The sequence below is a fragment of the Neorhizobium sp. T25_13 genome, assembly GCF_002968675.1.
GTDB lineage: Bacteria > Pseudomonadota > Alphaproteobacteria > Rhizobiales > Rhizobiaceae > Neorhizobium > Neorhizobium tomejilense.
On record NZ_PVBI01000009.1, the window covers coordinates 109,804 to 125,725 of the forward strand.

Genomic DNA, 15,922 nt, shown 5'->3' on the forward strand with positions numbered 1-15,922 from the left:
CTAACCGAAGGTGAAGGCGTAGGCTTCGACGCCGGGATCGAGGAAGCGGATCTCGAAGCTCCGCGCCGCGACATCACCGGCCTGACGAACGAGCTGGTAGAGCTTTGTCGCAGTCACCGTGCCGTTGCCGTCTGCATCGATATCGGCGCCGTGGTTCATTCCCGGAGCCTTGCCGTCGATTGTCACCCGGAAGCGGACCGGCTTGCCGGCCGCGCCGGGACCGAGGACGAGATGCAGATCGCGGGCACTGAACCTGTAGGCGATGCCGCCGCCCGGCTGGCTGAGCGTCGCCTGTTCCGCGCCGACGGTCCAGGTGCCGGAGAGGCCCCATTCGTTGAGGCTGGGTTCCTCGATTGAATAGTCGCGGGCGGCGTCGGCGCGCAGGGTTTCCCGGGAGGCGAAATTGGTGGCGCGCTTGTAGCCGAGATAGGTTTCGCCGGAGCGGACGTTGCGCAGATCCGGGCTTGTCTCCGCGCCCTTGGCGTCGGGCACGACCGGTGCGCTGGCTGCCATCTCGCTTCCCGCTTCGCGCAGCAGATCCTGGATCGCCTGCTCGGACTGTTTGTAGTTACCCTCGCCGAAGTGGTGATAGCGGATCTGGCCCTTGGCATCGATCAGGTACTGGGCGGGCCAATAGCTGTTCTCGAAGGCGCGCCAGATCTTGTAGTCGTTGTCGATTGCGACCGGATAGCCGATCTTGAAGTCGCCGACGGCCTTTTTGACATTGTCGATCTTCTTCTCGAAGGCGAATTCCGGAGCGTGCACGCCGATCACCACGAGGCCCTGATCCTTGTACTTCTCGGCCCAGGCGCGGACGTAAGGCACGGCACGGATGCAGTTGATGCAGGAATAGGTCCAGAAATCCACGAGCACGACCTTGCCGCGGAGCTGCTCCGAGGTCAGCGGCGGCGAGTTCAGCCATTCGACCGCGCCATCGAGCGAAGGCGCACGACCCTCGACCGGCAGGGTGCTGCGGAACGGCCGGGCGGTATCGGCTGCGACACTCGCCATGCCATTGCCGGCGATTTCCGAAGGCGAGCCGGTTGCTGGCTTGGAATGCAGCCTGTCGAGCACCGCCTGTTCGAAGGAGGCGGTGCTGGCATAGGACAGACGAGCGAGCAGGCCGGTATCGAGGCCAAGCGCGATGACTGCGACGCCGGCAAGCACGGCGGCACCCAGGACCTGGCGGATCCGTTCACTGACACCGAGCGAACGCTTCATTCCGGCAAAGACCTTTCCGCCGACGATGAGCGCAACGGCGAGGGAAGTCGCTGCGCCGGCGGCATAGGCGACGAGCAGGAATGTCGTTTCGAGGTTCGCGCCCTGCAATGCGGCACCGGTGAGGACCAGGCCGAGAATGGGGCCTGCGCACGGAGCCCAGAGCAGGCCGGTCGCGACGCCGAGGACAAGCGAGCTCGTCACGGTGGGCACCGTACCAGGTGTGCCCGAGGCATTCAGGAGCCGGTTGCCGAAATCAACGACCGGACGGGTGACGAAGCTTGCGACACGCGGCGAAAGGAGGCTGACGCCGAAGATTGCGAGCAGGAGGATGGCGGCGAGCCGGCCGTATTCGTTGGCGTGGATCGCCCAGCTGCCGCCGACAGCTGCAAGCGTTGCGACGAGCGCAAAGGTGGCGGCCATGCCGATCAGCATCGGCAAGGTGCTGCGGACGAACGGTTGCCCGGCGCGCGCAAAGACGAAGGGAAGGATGGGGAGAATACACGGGCTGAGGATCGTCAGCGCGCCTCCGAGATAGGCAATGATAAGAAGCGTCATCGTCGTTTCCTTTGACACCGGATGTTCGGGTTCTGGGCGGCGGTGCGGCTCGACCAGCAACGGGGCCAATCTGGTCGGCGCGACGTATCCCGGATGTGTCCGGGTTTAAGGGAAAATGTACCGAAGTGTAGGAAACCGCCGATGCGCTACAGAGCGACACAAATCGCCAGGCGCGGCGGAAGGCGGCCGGATCGGCGGTGCCTGAATTGTATCAGAACGTATCCCGGCGGACGGATGCTACATCCGCATTCAAAACCCGCGGCTCAGGACACATCGGGGATACATGGGCACGGCTTCCTTCCGATCGTGATCAACACGAATTGGAGAGATCGATGTCCGACCCGATCAACCACCAGCGTCGCCGCTTCTTCGGCGTTGCCGCCATGACCGTTGCAGCGGTCGAATTCGGAATGACCGGCACTGCCGGCGCGCAGTCTTCGTCGCCTGCCTCGACGCAATTGACCGCCGTCAAGGCTGGCACCAACACGTCCTTCGCAGCGCTGAAGCAGGTCAGGGCGGGCGTGCTCGATGTGGGTTATGCCGAGGCCGGTCCGGCAGACGGTCCCGTCGTCCTGCTGCTGCATGGCTGGCCCTACGACATCTACAGCTTCGTGGATGTCGCGCCGCTGCTCGCTTCTGCCGGTTACCGGGTCATCGTGCCCTATCTCAGGGGCTACGGCACGACACGCTTTCTGTCGAAGGATACGCCACGCAACGGCCAGCAGTCGGCCATGGCGGCCGATATGATCGCGCTCCTCGATGCGCTCGGGATAGACAAGGCGATCGTCGCCGCCTTCGATTGGGGCGCCAGGACCGCCAACATCATGGCGGCGCTCTGGCCGGAACGCTGCAAGGCGATGGTATCGGTGAGCGGCTACCTGATCGGCAGCCCGGAAATCAACAAAAAGCCTTTACCGCCAAAAGCCGAGCTTGCATGGTGGTACCAGTTCTACTTCGCCACCGAGCGCGGCCGGTTGGGCTACGAGCAGAACCGGCGCGATTTCAACAGGCTTATCTGGCAGACGGCGTCGCCCACCTGGAAATTCGACGACGCGACCTTTGAAAGATCGGCCGCCGCATTCGACAATCCCGACCACGTCGAGATCGTTGTCCATAACTACCGCTGGCGGCTGGGTCTTGTCGAGGGCGAGGCCCGGTTCGATGCCTTCGAACAGCAGCTCGCCATGGGGCCGATGATCTCGGTGCCGACGATCACCATGGAAGGCGATGCCAACGGCGCACCGCATGCCGATCCTTCTGCCTATGCGGGCAAGTTCTCCGGAAAATACGAGCATCGGACCATCACCGGCGGCATCGGTCACAACCTGCCGCAGGAGGCCCCGCAGGCCTTTGCGCAGGCTGTTCTGGACGTCGACCGGTTTTGAGCCCCAATGGCTGCCGCGGAGATATTTCTTCGCTTCGCGGCAGCCATCCTGCGGTTTAAAGAAGGAAGGGCGGTGCGATACCGTTCTCATCGGACAAGGATTTGAAGCCCGAAAATGGATCATATCGACCATATCCTGATCGTCGATGACGACCGCGAAATCCGCGAACTGGTGTCGAGCTACCTGAAGAAGAACGGCCTCCGGGCGACGGTGGCCGCGGATGGCCGCCAGATGCGCAGTTTTCTCGAGGCCAATACGGTCGACCTGATCGTGCTCGACGTGATGATGCCGGGCGATGACGGGCTCGTCCTTTGCCGCGAGCTCCGGGCCGGCAAGCACAAGGCGACGCCGATCCTGATGCTGACTGCCCGCAGCGACGAGATGGATCGGATCATCGGGCTCGAAATGGGTGCCGACGACTATCTGCCGAAGCCGTTTGCCGCGCGTGAGTTGCTGGCGCGCATCAAGGCCGTCCTGCGCCGGACACGCATGCTGCCGCCCAACCTGCAGATCAGCGAGGCGGGCCAGTTGCTGAGCTTCGGCGACTGGCGGCTCGATACGGTCGGCCGCCATCTGCTCGACAGACAAGGCACGGAAATCGCGCTCAGCGGTGCCGAATACCGGCTGTTGCGCGTCTTCATCGATCATCCGCAGCGTGTGCTCAACCGTGACCAGATCCTCAACCTCACGCAAGGCCGCGATGCGGACCTGTTCGACCGGTCGATCGACCTGCTGGTGAGCCGGCTTCGCCAGCGGCTCGGCGACGATGCGCGCGAGCCGACCTATATCAAGACCGTGCGCAGCGAAGGTTACGTCTTCTCGGTTCCCGTCGAGATCTCGGAGCCGAAGCCGTGAGCGCCGGCGTCTCCCGCTTGGGAAAATTATGGCCGAGCACGTTGCGTGCCCGGCTTTTCCTCATCCTGTTCGCAGGCCTCGCCATCGCCTACGGGCTCTCCTTCAGCATCCTCTTTATTGAACGTTACATGTCGGCAAAGGCCGTCATGCTCGGCACGCTTGAAAACGATCTTGCGACATCGATCGCCATCCTCGACCGGCTGCCGGCCGGCGAGCGGGCCGATTGGCTGGATCGGTTGAGCCGCGGCAACTACCGCCTGGTGCTCGGGCCAGGGATTGCCGGCGTGCCGGAAATGTCGGGCCGGGGCGCCGAGATTACCGGCAAGATCCAGGAGGCGGTGGGGCATCGGTTCCCGCTGCGGGTGGAGACCATTCCCGGTGACGTCAGGCGGCTGCAGGGCCATCTCACCCTTTCCGACGGCTCTCCACTCACCATCGACGTCACGCCGAGGGGTGTCATGCCGATCGCCGAATGGCTTCCTTACGTGTTCGCTGTCCAGATGGCGCTTCTGGTGATCTGCACCTGGTTTGCGGTCCGACAGGCGATCCGCCCGCTTGGAGACCTTGCGGCCGCCGCCGATGCGCTCGATCCCAACAGGAAAGGCCCGCCCTTGAGCGAGGCCGGCCCGAGCGAAGTCGCCCATGCGGCACGGGCCTTCAACGCCATGCGCGACAGGATTGCCCATTATCTCGAGGAACGAGTGCAGATTCTCGCCGCCATCTCCCATGATCTCCAGACGCCGATCACCCGCATGCGGCTGCGCGCCGACATGGCCGACGATTCGCCCGAGAGGGACAAGCTGGTGCATGACCTCGGCGAGATCGAGTGGCTGGTGCAGGACGGCATAGCCTATGCGCGCAGCGCGCATGGCAATGGCGAGAAAGTTTCCCGCATCGATCTTGCCTCCTTCATCGACAGCATTGCCTATGATTATCAGGATACCGGCAAGGCGGTGACCGTCGCCGGCGTGGTACAGGGCACCGCATCCACCAAACCGCACGCGCTGCGCCGCATCCTCTCGAACTTCATCGACAATGCGGTGAAATTTGCCGGCGCAGCCGAGATCAGCGTCGAGCGAAGGGGCGAGGGCGACATCGTCATCACCGTCCTCGATCGAGGGCCGGGGATCCCCGAAAAAATGCTGGAGGCGGCCATGCAGCCATTCTTCAGGCTGGAGCAATCCCGCAACCGCGAAACCGGCGGCTCGGGGCTTGGTCTTGCCATCGCCCAGCAGCTTGCCGCAGCACTCGGCGGTTCGGTGAGGCTCTACAATCGCGCCGGTGGCGGGCTGGCTGCCGAAGTCACCATCCGCTGATCGGAAATCGGCTGATTTTTCGAAGCGTTTTGTATGAAAGGATGTCCGGCAAGGTCCGCGCTACGGTTCGATACATTTCCGGCGATTCTGGAAACATGCCGGATACCTCCGCCCGTCAAACCACTCCCGTCAACCGATGTCGCAACCGGCGACACCAACAAAGGAGTGTTCCATGACCAGGATCGACAAGGTTCTCTATACCGGCAAGACCCGCACGACCGGCGGGCGCGACGGGTTCTCGCGCAGCGACGACGCCCAGCTCGACGTCAAGCTTTCACCTCCCGGCAGCGCGCATGCCGGCACCAATCCCGAGCAGCTCTTCGCAGCCGGATGGTCGGCGTGTTTCATCGGCGCCATGGGTCTTGCCGCAGCTAAGCGGAAGATCAAGTTGCCCACCGAGGCGGCGGTCGATGCCGAGGTCGACCTCGGGACGACCGAGGGCGCATATTTCCTGCAGGCCCGCCTCAACATCAGCCTGCCGGGCATCGATCCGCAACTTGCCAAGGAGCTTGTCGAAGAGGCTCACCAGACCTGCCCTTATTCGAAGGCGACCCGCGGTAACATCAATGTCGAGCTGATTCTCGCCTGAGGAAACGCGGTTTGCGCGTCGCGCCGGATCTGCGCGACGACAGGCAGGAACCGATAACCGGACGAGGCGGGCGCCTCGTCCCTGGAGAACCCCATGAGATTGGTGATCATCTGCATCCTGGGAGCGGCCGTCTTCGCGGCGCCCTGCATATACGACGTAACCGCACTGGAGCCTTCGGCCTTGGCCGGCCTGCTGGCCGCAGGTTCCTCGTTCTGAAATCCCGTCTGGGAAAAGCGGCGGCCGGAAGCGCGAACCCGGTCGCCGTCGTCACATGCTTCGCGATCCCGACTGGTACTCGACCACGCGACCGTAGTGGTCTACTCCTCGGAATGCGCGTGTCCGCCATGCCGGTGAAACGAATATCGTCATGCTGTGGCCCTGTCGTTTCAAGCAAACTGCAACGGGCGCGCGTTAGGCAATGTGGGATATCGCGCTCGCAGGAATGCGGGCGGCTTTTGGAGGGAGCTTGGGCATGAGCCAGCCAATTCTGATCTGGGGCGCCGGTGCGATCGGCGGCACGCTGGGTGCGGCTTTCATCCGCGCCGGCGAGGATGTGATCTTCATCGACAACGTCAAGGACCATGTCGATGCGATCAACGAGAAGGGCCTGAAGATCGTCGGCCCGATCTTTGAGGATACCGTCCAGGCCAGGGCCTATCTGCCGGAAGAGCTGGAAGGCCAGTATCAGCGGACTTTCCTCTGTGTCAAAGCCCATCATACGGAGGCGGCGGCAAGGTCTCTCGTCCAGCATCTCCCCGCCGACGGATATGTGGTCTCCGCCCAGAACGGGCTCAACGAACGCGTGATTGCCCGCATCGTCGGAGAACATCGCGTCATCGGCTGCTTCATCAATTTCGGGGCGGATTATCTGGAGCCGGGCGTCGTGCAGTATAGCGGCCATGGCGCCGCGGTGATCGGTGAACTCGACGGGCGTTTCACCGATCGGGCCGAGGATATCTATCAGCTGATGCGGCATGTCGAACCGAAGGCCCTGATCACCAACAATGTCTGGGGCTTCTTGTGGGGCAAGCTCATCTACGGTGCGCTGCTGTTCGGCACGGCTCTCACCAATGACAGCATCGCCGATGTACTCGAAAATCCGATCGCCCGCCCGGTTCTACGCCGGCTCGCGCTGGAAGTAGCGACGGTGGCGGCTATCAACAACATCCGGCCGGAAGCCTTCGACGGGTTCGATCCGGCTGCCTTCGGGCCGCTGGCCTCACCGGAGCAGACCGACACGTCGTTCGACGACATGGTGGCGCATAACCGCAGGTCGGCGAAATCGCATTCCGGCATCTGGCGCGATCTCGCGGTGCGCAAGCGCAAGACCGAGGTGGACGCGCAGGTGATGCCGGTCGTCGAGATCGGCAGAGAATCGCGCGTTCCGACGCCGCTTGCCGCCCGCCTCATCGCCATGATCCACGAGATCGAGGACGGCAAACGCCCGCTCGACATGGCCAATCTCGAAGAGCTGGCGACGGTGACGGCATGAACATTTCGTTCGCCGGCAAGGTGGTGATTGTCACGGGTGCTGCCCACGGTTTCGGCCGGACGATCGCGCAAGGATTCGCGAGGCGCGGCGCGGCGGTGCATGCCTGCGACGTCGATGCGGCAGGGCTTGATCAAACGGTCAGGCTCTGCGGGCCGAACGCCGAAGCGCATGTACTGGATGTCGGCAATCGCAGCGCCGTGCAGGAGACCGTCCGAGCGATCGAGGCTGGCTCCGGCGCGCCGGACGTCCTGGTCAACAATGCGGGCGGCGTGCGCGGGCAGGTGGGCCGGCCGATCGAGGAAATATCCGAAAGCGACTGGCAGACGATCTTCGACGTCAACCTGTCCGGCGCCTTCTTCATGGCTCAGGCGGTTGCCCCGGGCATGAAGAGGAAAAATGCGGGGCGCATCATCAACATCTCCAGCGGCGCCGGTCTTGGAATTTCCCTGACGGGAATCCAGGCCTATGCCAGCGCCAAGGCCGGCCAGATCGGACTGACGCGCCAACTCGCCCATGAACTGGGGCCGTGGGGCATCACCGTCAACAATGTCGCGCCCGGCTTCGTGCGCTCCAACCCGGCGACCGAGCGACAATGGGAGGCGATGGGCGAGGAAGGGCAGGCGCGGCTCCTGCAGAATATTGCCCTCAAACGCCTTGGTACACCTGACGACATCGCGGCGATGGTGATGTTCTTCGCGTCCGACTTCGCCGGCTGGATTTCCGGGCAGATCATCAGCGTGGATGGCGGCAAATGAGCGTCGCGGGCCTATCTCGACGCGCATGATCAGGCCTGAAGAAGGGGCTCATTTCCGCTTCGCAATCTGCCAGAGAAAAAACGGACCACCGACGAGGGCGACCAGCAGACCGACAGGTACCTGCCAGGGAAAGATGATGGTCCGGCTGAGCCAGTCGGCAACCGCCATTGTGACACCGCCGAGGAACGCGCTGACGAAAAGCTGAGGTAGCGGCCGATGATAGCCGAGATAGTCGGCGGCACGTGGCGCGATCAGCCCGACGAAACTCAGCGGGCCGACAAACACGGTTGCGGCAGCCGCGCAAAGCCCAGCCGCCAGGAGGATGGAAAGCCGCACGGTTTTCAACGGAATGCCGAGCGACATCGAGGTCGCTTGGCCGAGCGGCAGGATTTCCAGCCAGCGCGCCATGAGCGGTGAACCGGCCAGGGTGACGAGCAAGATGCAGCCCGCCGTTGCCGCATCGCTCAAGGTTGCCCGGTAGGTCGAGCCGGAGAGCCAGGCGAGCAGAAAATCGATACGCTGATCGCCGCTTGCCAGGACGAGCGCAGCAAGCCCCGTGCCGATGGCTGACAGGGAAATTCCCGCAAGCAGGATATGGTCTGGCGAAAAGGATGCCCTTGCCGCCATCAGCACGATTGCCCCGAGCGTCAGCAATGCGCCGGCCGCAGCCGCCAGGATCATGCTCGTCCGGTCGAGTTGGATACCGATCAGAAACAGCAGGATGATGCCAATCGCGGCCCCGGACGATATGCCGAGCACCTCCGGCGAAGCCATGGGATTGCCTGTCATGCGCTGTATCAGCGTACCGGAAACGGCAAGGATCGCCCCCGCCGACAGCGCCACCAATGCGCGCGGCAGGCGTAGCGGCAGGAAGGTCGCAAGTTCGGCTCCGGAAGCCCAGTGCCATCCATCGACACCGCGTGCGAAAAACGGGCTGAGGGCGATCGTCACGGCAATCGTGGCTGTCGCCGCAAACGGCATCCACCAACGGATTACGTGGCGAGGCGAGGCGGTGTCTGACCCGCCGCGCGTCGGCATGATTGCCCGCATGCGCGGCAGAAGCAGGAGAAGCAGAGGAGCGCCGATGAGCGCCGTCGCTGTGCCTGTCGGCACTTCTTCCGACAGCGGCAGAACCTGCACGAGCTGGTCGGTGAACCAGAGGAGCAATGCGCCACCTGCCGACGCCGCAACCATCCGTAGCGCAAAAGTGCGCGCGCCGAGCGCCCCTGCGATATGCGGCGCTGCAAGTCCGACGAAACCGATGACGCCGACCGCGGCAACGACGGCAGCGCTTAGCCAGACGGCGACGGCCAGACCGGCCAGCCGGAGTACTGCGGGGGAAAACCCGAGGCTGCGGGTGCTTTCGTCATCAAGCTCGAGGATGCGCATCGGTCGGATCAAGCTTGTCGCCAGGGCAAATCCGATCAGCAGCTTGACCGAAAGGTTCGTCGCCACGGCCGTGCCATTCTGGATGAGGGACCCTGTCTGCCAGATGAAAAGCTCCGTCATGTAGTCGCGGTCGAGGACGACGAGGAGCGCACTTGCCGAACCGCAGACCAGGCTGACGACGAGGCCTGCGAGCACCAGCAAAACTGGAGAGAGATGTCGGCGCCAGGCGATGAGGATGACCGCCGCCGTCGCCAACGCGCCGCCGCCGATCGCCACCAGTTCGCGACCGGTCTCCAGCAGGAATGGCGCAAGGATGGCGGCTGTGCCGAGCGCCAGGTTGGCCCCGGCTGCCGTGCCGACGGTTGCGGGTTCTGCGAGCGGATTGCGCAGGGTCTGCTGGAAGATCGCCCCCGCAAGGCCGAGCGCTGCGCCGGCGACGATGCTGACCGCCACACGGGGAAGGGCGGAGTGATGGAAGAGCAACTGCCCGACCTGGGTCGTGTCAGGTGCGATCAGTGCGCTCCACCAGAGGTTCAACGGCAGAAGCTCGGTTAGCCGAAGCGAGGTCAGGAGAACGCAAAGACCAGCAAACGCCAGGAGCGCGGGGATGGCGAAGGGTGTTGATCTCCGCTCCAGTGAAGTTCGCGAGCCGGTTGTCATGCCGAAACCAGATTGTCGGCGAGCAGCGACGCAAAGCGGGCCGCTACGTCCAGTCCGCCGAACGGCCAGAGGGTGGGAATGGAGGTGATCGGGTGGGCGCGCACTGCGGGCAGGTTTTGCCACAATGAACTACTACGCATCATCCGCACCGCATGCGGCATGATCGGCTCCAGACAAACGAGCCGGGCATCGCCGATGGTTGCGAGCTGCTCCACGCCGACCGTCGAAATCCCCCATTCACTTGTCTCGCGGTCCCATGCGTTCCGAAGGTCCAGCCGGTCCAGCACATCCTGAAGCAGGCTGCCGGCACCGTAGATGCGCAGGTGCCGGTTATCGAAAAAGGTGAAGAGGCAGAGAGGGGCAGCCTTGCGGTCTGCGAGCCGCAGGCGCGATTGGTTGATTGTCCGTTCTGCCCCAAGAAGGAGAGCTTCGGCCTCGCGCTCCCGTCCCAGGCGCTCGCCAAGTCTTTTCGTCTCCAGCCTGGCCTGCGCATATGGCGAGGTTTTATCGGCATAGAGGGGGAGGTTGTAGGTGGGCGCGAAGCGCTCAAAATCGCCAACCTCCAATCCGTATCCGTAGGTTGCGATAATCAAGTCTGGATTGAGCTCTTCCAGCAGCTCGAGGCTCGGCTCGCCCCGTGACCCGAGGTCGAGCGTCGTCTCCGGCAATGTCGGCTGATCGACCCACTGCCTATACCCATTGAGATCGCCGACGGCGATCGGCGCAAGTCCGAGGGACGTCACCATCCCGGCCGCCGTCCACTCCAGGCAGGCGACGCGCCGGGGAGGGGATGACGCGAAACCGCGGAACGGGAAGGCGGCAAAGGCGCCCGTCCCGCCCAGGAACGCGCGCCTTGTCGGATAGTGGAAGCCAGCGCTCAAGTCGCCTTCCTTACCAGGTAACCCGCACGGAGGCCGTGATCCGGCGCCCCTCGCCATAGAAGCAACCGAAGCCGTCGGCAAAGCAGGAGGCAACGTAGTCCTTGTCGAAAATGTTACTGACGTTGAGCGAAAGTGTCGTGTTGTCCTTCTTGTAGCTGAGTGCAGCGTCGGCGAGCACATAGCTGGGAACCTTGAAGGTATTGGCATCATCGCCCCAGGTCTTGCCCACATATCGAACGCCGCCGCCGATGGTGAGGCCTTCCAGCGGGCCATTCTGCAACTCGTAGTCCGCCCAGAGCGAGACACGGTGCCGGGCGACGCCGAAGGGCGTCTTGCCGACATCACTTGTTCCGGCGCCGGAATCCCCGTTGGTTTCCTTTGTCACTTCTGTGTCGAGATAGGTGTAGGCAAGCCGCACATCCAAACCGGAATCAAGGCTTGCCACACCCTCGAGTTCAATGCCGCGCGAGGTGATCTCCCCCGTCTGCGAAATTGTCGCTCCGCCCGGGCCGCTATGGCTGACGACATTCTGGCGGGCGAGATCGAAGGCCGACACAGTCATGAAGGAGTTTGAACCCGGCGGTTGATACTTGATGCCGACCTCATATTGGCGGCCCGTCTCCGGTTCGAACCCCGCCTGGGTGATCGGATTGAAGGATTCGGTATAGCTGACATAGGGCGCCAGGCCGCTGTCGGTGAGATAGACGAGGCCGGCGCGTCCGGTGAACGCGTCGTCTTTCATGTTCACGTTATTGTCGGATTCAACGGCATCGCGAGCCGTTCCCCATGCCCAGTCGTAACGTCCGCCCAATGTCAGCGTCCATCGATCGAGCTTGATCTGGTCCTGTCCATAGATGCCAAGCTGGCTCTGTACGGTTTCAGTGTTCCGGTAAGGCGCCATCGCGCCGATCAGACTGCCGTAGACGGGATCGAAGATATCGAGCGTACCCACGTCACCGCTCGATGCGTAGTCGCGATAGTAGTGGCGCTTGAAGTCGATACCGGCGAGCAGGGTATGCGCCAACTCGCCCGTATCGAATTCGCCGATGATCTGCGTGTCGATCGTTGCGCCCTGGAGATTGGTGCTGCCGCCATCGGCATAACGATCATAGGTCCGGCCGTCTGCCTGCAGCCCGCCGCCGAAGACGCCCTGCTCCTCATGAGTCAGCCAGACATAGCGCGCGTTCTGCCGGATCTGCCAGGCATCGTTGAAATGGTGTTCGAATTCGTAACCGACGGAGCCGAGCGTATTGTTATATTCGTCGAAAGCAGGTTCGCCGACAAAACGGCTATTCGGGATCTTGCCAAAGCGATTGCCGGAAACGGTGCCGGATGCCGGAAGATATTGCATGGCCCAGCCGGAGCGATCACGCTGGTATTGGCCGAGAACGGTGAGCTTTGTGTCTCCGTCCGGCTTAAACGTGATCGCCGGCGCCAGGAAGAGGCGATCGTCGTCAACGAAATCGATCTGCGTCGAGCTCTCGCGCACAACGCCGGTCATGCGATAGAACAGCGTGTCGTCGTTGCCGACAGGTCCGCCGAAATCGAACCGGCCCTCATAATGCTCGAAACTTCCGCCGACGATCTCGACCTCGCGCAGCACCTCTTCGGTCGGCCGTTTGCTGACGTAGTTGACCAAGCCACCGGGTGTGGCCTGTCCGTAGAGAACGGAAGCCGGGCCGCGCAGGACCTCATAACGCTCGGCGCCATAGGACTCGATGGCGTTGAACATGGCGAAATTGGAATCCTTGAGCTGCAGGCCGTCGCGATAAAACACACCACTATTGCCCGTGCCCATGCCGCGAAGCTGGACCCCGAGCCCGCGATTGTCCGTACCGTAGAGGTCGCCGCTGGCGCCCGGGGTATAGCGCAGCGCGCTGTTGAGGCTGTTGACCCCCTGCACGTCCATCTGATCGCGCGTGATCACCGAAATAGACTGGGGGGTCTCGATCAGCGGCGTATCGGTTTTGGTGCCTGTTGCGCTACGGGTCGCAACGAAGCCGTCCACCGGCCCCCAGGCGGTCTCCGAGGTCAATATGATCGGAGCGAGCTCTGTCGCGCTGCCCGACGATGCGGCGGCACTGGTCGCGGTCGAATCCGTCAGCACGACGGTATTGGCACCCTGGAACCGCCAGGAAAGACCGCTTCCGGCGAGCAGCCGACCGAGCGCCTCCTGTGGTGACGCGGAACCGCTGAGGCCCTGCGTGCGAGCGCCGGCCGGCAGGGTGCCGTTGAAAAGCACGTCGATACCCGTCACCGAGGAAAAACGCACCAGAGCGGAAGAAAGGGGCTGGGCAGGGATCGAGAACGTGTAGGACGAGGCAGGAACCTGCGCCGCTGCCGGCATTGCCTGAAAGAGCGGCATGACGCAGGCGGTCGCCAGAAGCAGCTTGCGGAACGATCCTGCCGACATGCCTGGCAGATGGCTGTTGATGATAAGACGCGACACGAAAATCCCCCTTAGGCAACGCGACAGACCAGCGCGATACACACGCTCTGATCATGGTGACGAACGCTTTCCCCAAAAACCTGAGTGAAATTTGAAATATTTATCTCGGGTAAATAAAGGTCAGCCATGGCGATAGGGTCTGGACCTTGATCGGCAGGCCGAGCGCCAGCGTGTCGAGGATGGTATCGGACCGCTTCACATCGACGATGATCGTCACCCGGCTCTGCGCCAGTCTGTCGTCCATGACGATGATCTTGCCGGTGCGCCAGCGGGAGAGAGACGATACGACGTCCCGAAATGGGGTCGAAAGGAAAACCAGCTTGCCGCTCCTCCAGGAAAGCTGGGTCTCGACATCCGCCTTGACAGGCACCGACATCCGCCCGTTCCTGTAAATCAGGCTCTGCCCCTGCTCAACGCGCTGGAATTTGTCGCGAGTGGAAACGCTGACTGCATGTTCGGTGACCGTCACGGCGATCCCGTCTTCCTGGAAACCGACTGAAAAGGCAGTGCCGAGCGCCGTTGAAAAGAGATCCGAGGCCTGGACGACAAAGGGGCGGGATGGGTCCGGTGCGACCTGGAAAAACGCCTCGCCTTTTTCAAGGACGACCCGGCGCCGTTCGGCATCGAAATTGAGTGCCAATGCGGTCCGGGTCGATAGCGTGGCAATAGAACCATCGGGCAGTGTCACCGAGGCGGTCTCACCCGTCCCGGTGTTGTAAGCCGCCGCCGGACCCAATAGGCGCATGCCGCCCCAGGCGGCACCGGCGAGCACCACGGCAGCCCCGCCCGTTTTCAGGACGGTTCGTCGCGATGGGGACTGCGCCTTGCCGAGGTCATGGACTATGCCGGCCCCGGACCATAACCGTTCCAGATCGGAATAGGCCTTGGCGTGTCTCTCGTCGGCCAGCAGCCATTCCCGAAGGCGCTGGCGGTCGGACGCAGTCTCGCTGCCATCCAGCAGAAGCGCGAACCACTCCGCTGCCCTGCGTGAGATCTCATCCTCTGCCTGTCTGTGGCCGTCCGGCGCTTCTTCCATGAGACGCGATTCCTCAAAACCCATGAACAGAACGAATAGGACGAGGAGAAATCTGGTCCGGCATCATGAAAGAACTGCTTACATTCCGGCTTTCAGCCGTTCCAGCGCAGTCACCATATGGCTGAAGACCGTTTTGGGAGAAATGCCGAGCTTTGTGCCGATCTCGACATAGCTTAGCCCTTCTATCCGCGAGAGCAGAAAGACCTGCCGGCACTTCGGCGGCAGCGAATTGACGATTTCCTGCAGTTTTTTCAATTCATCGCGGGTGAGAACCACGTCTTCGGCAGAAGGACGATTGTCTGCGACGTATTCGAGGTGATCGACGCCGGCGATGAAAGGTGCGATGCGCCGGCGACGTTCATGGTCGGCAGCCAGATTGCGTCCGGTGGTCACGAAGTAGCCTGCCAGATCGGAGACGTCGCGTAGAAGACCAGGTCGCTCCCAGAGCCTCAGGAACGTGTCTTGCGTGAGATCGGCTGTGGTCGCCGCACATTCCACCCGCCTTTGGATGGCGGCGGCCAGACGTTCTCTCACGGAGAGAAAGACCTCAAGAAAATCGCGTCTACGGATATCGTCCATGCCTCCGACTATACCGGCGACCGGTGCGGCGGCAAGAGGCTCACTCAAAAATCATGACTAACTTCGTCAAGTTTTTTCAAGATCACGCATGACTCGAAATCGACGCGGGTTGCTGGTTCAACGAATGGGCGAAGCCGCCGTCGATCGCGCTCGACGAACCCTGAGTGAGAGCGTCAGCGCAGGTCGCTCTCACCTTCGGAAACCAGCTCTATCAGGAAAACCTCCGAGTCCCCGGAGATAACTAGGTCGTCCGTCACTTCGGCGCCAAAGATCAGGCAATCAAGCGGCCGGAGGTCAGCTCTCTGCGAACCGAACGCAATCACGTGTTTCCCTGTGGCAAGAACAAATCTCAAAAATCCCGACGGCCGCAGCGAGACGGGCACCGGCTGCCGGATGACGCGGTGAGAAAACCGGCCGCGCCGCGTCATCACGTTGAGGTCCGTTGTCACGCCATCGACCAACGTGGCAAAAACCGGCCTGTCGGCCGAGAACGGACAGGGCTCGGAATCGAGCTCGAGAGTGACGGGTGGGCCGCCATCGATCGTCAACTCCATTCCGGCACCGGAGAGGATCGACAGGGTTCGGTCCACGTCCGCAAAGATCGAGAACGGTCCGTCGGAGGCGACGGTCGCCATGCTGATGCGCCAGTCGAAATCCTCGATCGATGCCCTGGCGGGATAGACGGCGATCTCCACCGTCTCGCCGCCTCCGTTCTTCCACGGCATTCGCTTGTGATCGGATGCGCGCAGAATTTTCATGG

At 62.7% G+C, this 15,922-nt stretch carries 14 protein-coding genes; 7 read left to right on the plus strand and 7 right to left on the minus strand.

Going from position 1 to position 15,922, the window contains the following annotated elements:
• Complete coding sequence (locus tag C5J22_RS21320) at positions 1–1,776, minus strand: cytochrome c biogenesis protein DipZ (RefSeq protein WP_105439870.1); 1,776 nt, start codon at positions 1,774–1,776, stop codon at positions 1–3.
• Positions 1,777–2,108: 332 nt separating this feature from the next.
• Between C5J22_RS21320 and C5J22_RS21325 the strand changes: the two genes are divergently transcribed.
• The 7 genes from C5J22_RS21325 to C5J22_RS21350 all read left to right on the plus strand — a co-directional run bounded on the left by C5J22_RS21325 (position 2,109) and on the right by C5J22_RS21350 (position 8,168).
• Entirely contained in the window at positions 2,109–3,161 is a 1,053-nt protein-coding gene (locus C5J22_RS21325) for an alpha/beta fold hydrolase (RefSeq protein WP_105439871.1), read from the plus strand.
• Between the two features lie 114 nt (positions 3,162–3,275).
• Positions 3,276–4,016, plus strand: a complete 741-nt coding sequence (locus tag C5J22_RS21330) for a response regulator (protein ID WP_105429627.1) — start codon at positions 3,276–3,278, stop codon at positions 4,014–4,016.
• Positions 4,013–5,332, plus strand: coding sequence for an ATP-binding protein (locus C5J22_RS21335; RefSeq protein WP_105439872.1), 1,320 nt, complete (start codon positions 4,013–4,015; stop codon positions 5,330–5,332). Before C5J22_RS21330 ends, C5J22_RS21335 begins: the two co-directional genes overlap by 4 nt.
• Positions 5,333–5,504: 172 nt before the next feature.
• Positions 5,505–5,921, plus strand: coding sequence for an organic hydroperoxide resistance protein (locus C5J22_RS21340; RefSeq protein WP_105439873.1), 417 nt, complete (start codon positions 5,505–5,507; stop codon positions 5,919–5,921).
• 93 nt (positions 5,922–6,014) lie between these two features.
• Entirely contained in the window at positions 6,015–6,137 is a 123-nt protein-coding gene (locus tag C5J22_RS31940) for a hypothetical protein (protein ID WP_256386148.1), read from the plus strand.
• Positions 6,138–6,393: 256 nt separating this feature from the next.
• The gene (locus C5J22_RS21345; RefSeq protein ID WP_105439874.1) at positions 6,394–7,413 is read left to right on the plus strand and encodes a ketopantoate reductase family protein; all 1,020 of its coding nucleotides are present in this window, start codon (positions 6,394–6,396) and stop codon (positions 7,411–7,413) included.
• On the plus strand, positions 7,410–8,168 hold the full coding sequence (locus C5J22_RS21350) for an SDR family NAD(P)-dependent oxidoreductase (RefSeq protein ID WP_105439875.1): 759 nt from the start codon (positions 7,410–7,412) through the stop codon (positions 8,166–8,168). Before C5J22_RS21345 ends, C5J22_RS21350 begins: the two co-directional genes overlap by 4 nt.
• Positions 8,169–8,216: 48 nt before the next feature.
• Here C5J22_RS21350 and fhuB read toward each other — a convergent pair whose 3' ends face one another.
• The 6 genes from fhuB to C5J22_RS21380 all read right to left on the minus strand — a co-directional run bounded on the left by fhuB (position 8,217) and on the right by C5J22_RS21380 (position 15,920).
• The gene (fhuB, locus tag C5J22_RS21355; protein ID WP_105439876.1) at positions 8,217–10,217 is read right to left on the minus strand and encodes a Fe(3+)-hydroxamate ABC transporter permease FhuB; all 2,001 of its coding nucleotides are present in this window, start codon (positions 10,215–10,217) and stop codon (positions 8,217–8,219) included.
• On the minus strand, positions 10,214–11,098 hold the full coding sequence (locus tag C5J22_RS21360; protein WP_245440490.1) for an ABC transporter substrate-binding protein: 885 nt from the start codon (positions 11,096–11,098) through the stop codon (positions 10,214–10,216). Before C5J22_RS21360 ends, fhuB begins: the two co-directional genes overlap by 4 nt.
• Positions 11,099–11,108: 10 nt before the next feature.
• On the minus strand, positions 11,109–13,547 hold the full coding sequence (locus tag C5J22_RS21365; RefSeq protein ID WP_245440491.1) for a TonB-dependent siderophore receptor: 2,439 nt from the start codon (positions 13,545–13,547) through the stop codon (positions 11,109–11,111).
• Positions 13,548–13,647: 100 nt separating this feature from the next.
• Positions 13,648–14,583 (minus strand): FecR domain-containing protein, encoded by a 936-nt coding sequence (locus tag C5J22_RS21370; protein ID WP_105439877.1) that lies wholly within the window; start codon positions 14,581–14,583, stop codon positions 13,648–13,650.
• A 78-nt stretch (positions 14,584–14,661) separates the two neighbouring features.
• Positions 14,662–15,117 (minus strand): RNA polymerase sigma factor, encoded by a 456-nt coding sequence (locus C5J22_RS21375; RefSeq protein WP_245440492.1) that lies wholly within the window; start codon positions 15,115–15,117, stop codon positions 14,662–14,664.
• 218 nt (positions 15,118–15,335) lie between these two features.
• Positions 15,336–15,920 (minus strand): HutD family protein, encoded by a 585-nt coding sequence (locus C5J22_RS21380; protein ID WP_105439879.1) that lies wholly within the window; start codon positions 15,918–15,920, stop codon positions 15,336–15,338.
• Between the last annotated feature and the right edge of the window lie 2 nt (positions 15,921–15,922).

Bases quoted from the DNA above. Each gene is read 5' to 3' on its own strand.
- C5J22_RS21380 (WP_105439879.1), bottom strand. From the start codon at position 15,920: ATGAAAATTCTGCGCGCATCCGATCACAAGCGAATGCCGTGGAAGAAC.
- C5J22_RS21320 (WP_105439870.1), bottom strand. From the start codon at position 1,776: ATGACGCTTCTTATCATTGCCTATCTCGGAGGCGCGCTGACGATCCTC.
- C5J22_RS31940 (WP_256386148.1), top strand. From the start codon at position 6,015: ATGAGATTGGTGATCATCTGCATCCTGGGAGCGGCCGTCTTCGCGGCG.
- fhuB (WP_105439876.1), bottom strand. From the start codon at position 10,217: ATGACAACCGGCTCGCGAACTTCACTGGAGCGGAGATCAACACCCTTC.
- C5J22_RS21370 (WP_105439877.1), bottom strand. From the start codon at position 14,583: ATGGAAGAAGCGCCGGACGGCCACAGACAGGCAGAGGATGAGATCTCA.
- C5J22_RS21340 (WP_105439873.1), top strand. From the start codon at position 5,505: ATGACCAGGATCGACAAGGTTCTCTATACCGGCAAGACCCGCACGACC.
- C5J22_RS21325 (WP_105439871.1), top strand. From the start codon at position 2,109: ATGTCCGACCCGATCAACCACCAGCGTCGCCGCTTCTTCGGCGTTGCC.
- C5J22_RS21330 (WP_105429627.1), top strand. From the start codon at position 3,276: ATGGATCATATCGACCATATCCTGATCGTCGATGACGACCGCGAAATC.
- C5J22_RS21350 (WP_105439875.1), top strand. From the start codon at position 7,410: ATGAACATTTCGTTCGCCGGCAAGGTGGTGATTGTCACGGGTGCTGCC.
- C5J22_RS21345 (WP_105439874.1), top strand. From the start codon at position 6,394: ATGAGCCAGCCAATTCTGATCTGGGGCGCCGGTGCGATCGGCGGCACG.